The sequence below is a fragment of the Curtobacterium luteum genome (assembly GCF_001475545.1).
GTDB classification, from domain to species: domain Bacteria; phylum Actinomycetota; class Actinomycetes; order Actinomycetales; family Microbacteriaceae; genus Curtobacterium; species Curtobacterium luteum_A.
Map to the genome: position 1 here is coordinate 1 of NZ_LDQC01000162.1, position 1,661 is coordinate 1,661.

Annotated in this window: 2 protein-coding genes; both read left to right on the top strand. The window is 72.6% G+C overall.

The features are described 5' to 3' along the window. Positions 1 to 107: 107 nt before the first annotated feature. The gene (locus NS184_RS16895; RefSeq protein ID WP_058727226.1) at positions 108 to 734 is read left to right on the top strand and encodes a hypothetical protein; all 627 of its coding nucleotides are present in this window, start codon (positions 108 to 110) and stop codon (positions 732 to 734) included. Positions 735 to 1,135: 401 nt separating this feature from the next. After that, positions 1,136 to 1,627, top strand: a complete 492-nt coding sequence (locus NS184_RS18505; RefSeq protein WP_058727227.1) for a pyridoxamine 5'-phosphate oxidase family protein — start codon at positions 1,136 to 1,138, stop codon at positions 1,625 to 1,627. Positions 1,628 to 1,661 lie beyond the last annotated feature (34 nt).

The window sequence follows — 1,661 nt, forward strand, 5'->3', positions numbered from 1 at the left end:
TGCGACGGCAGGGGCAGATGAGTATAAGGGACAGCCCCCGGTCCGGCCTGGAGGCACGGCGCACCCCCGTCACGTTGCTCTCGGCGTCCCCGGGTAGCGTCCGGCGCATGTCCCGGAACCCCGAGCCCACCGAACGACGCTTCCGCGGGAAGATCCTCGGCGTCGGCAGCACGTCCGGCGTCCGGATCGTCGTCGGCATGTGGGAGCGGTCCCCGTTCGGCCCGTTCACGGACGTGTTCCTCGAGCAGGCAGACGGCAGCTCGGTGCTCCTCGCCCCCGACGAGCTCGTCGCGGCCTACGTCTCCGGCACCTACCGCTTCGACACCGTGTCGGTCGTCGACGTCCGGACGCGTCGGACCGCCCGTGGCCTGGAGCTCGACGCCGGACCCCTGCAGGCGTCGATCGACGTCGGCGCGATCTCACCGCTCGGCCGGGTGCTCCGCATCGTCCCGAAGCCGATCGCCCGGGACTGGCGGTGGCTCACCGTGATCGACCCGGTCGCCCGGCTCCTCGCGCCAGGCGCCGGGACGGCGGGCACGGCGGGGAACGGTCGCCGCGAGTACTACGGCGTGACCGGGGCGCACGACGTCACCGGCGTGCGGGGGACCTGGGCAGGGACGCCACTCGGGTCGATCGCGCCGCTGGACCCGCCGGTCGCGTTCGGCTTCGCGTCCATGCCGCGGATCCCGCAGGTCGTCGACGTCGAGACGACGATCCGCGAGCCCGCCGTCTGAGGAGCCGCGCCGGCGGTTCCCCGCGCGCGTTCTTTCCCATTGCCGGCGCGATGGCTTGTCGATCCGGGCGTACCTGTCGCCGCCGCACGGCCAGGTACGCCCGGTTCGGCCAGGTACGCCCGGTTCCGCCAGGTACGCCCGATTCCGCCAGGTGCGCCCGGTTCCGCCAGGTGCGCACGGTTCCGCCAGGTGCGCCCGGTTCCGCCAGGTACGCCCGGTTCCGCCAGGGACGCCCGGTTCTGCGGGGTACGACCGGTTCTGCGGGGTGGGCCCGCGGGAGCCGTGCCTCCGGGCAGACGCGTCCCAGCGTCCCGGAGCACACTGGTCCGAACGGAACGCGCCCCGGGGGAGACCCGGCCGCACGTCGGGCACAACGGGGCGCACGACGAGGAGGACCAACCATGACCGACACCCAGGCCGACCAGCGAGCAGCCATCTCGGACATCGTCCACGGAGCCCGCACGGCGCTCCTCACCACGGTCAACGCCGACGGAGCACTGCACGCGCGGCCGTTGGCGGTGCAGGACAAGGCGTTCAACGGGACGCTCCGCTTCCTGGTGCAGGACGGCAGCGAGAAGGTCGAGGACATCGCTCGCAACCCGCACGTCAACGTCGCGATCGAGTCGCAGGGCGGGTACCTGTCGATCGCCGGCACCGCCACCGTGACGCGGGACGAGAGCGTCATCGACGAGCTGTGGTCGCCGTTCGCGGAGGCGTGGTTCCCCGAGGGACGCCAGGACCCGTCGATCCGGCTCCTGACGGTCGAGGGGGACTCGGTCGAGTACTGGACCCAGGACACCGGCCCCGTGGGGAGCCTCGTGCAGACCCTCAAGGCCGCACTCGGCAAGCAGAGCCAGCCCGACACGGGTGACCACGGGACCATCGAGCTCTAGGGTCCTGCCGCTGCGGGACGACGAAGCCGCTGTC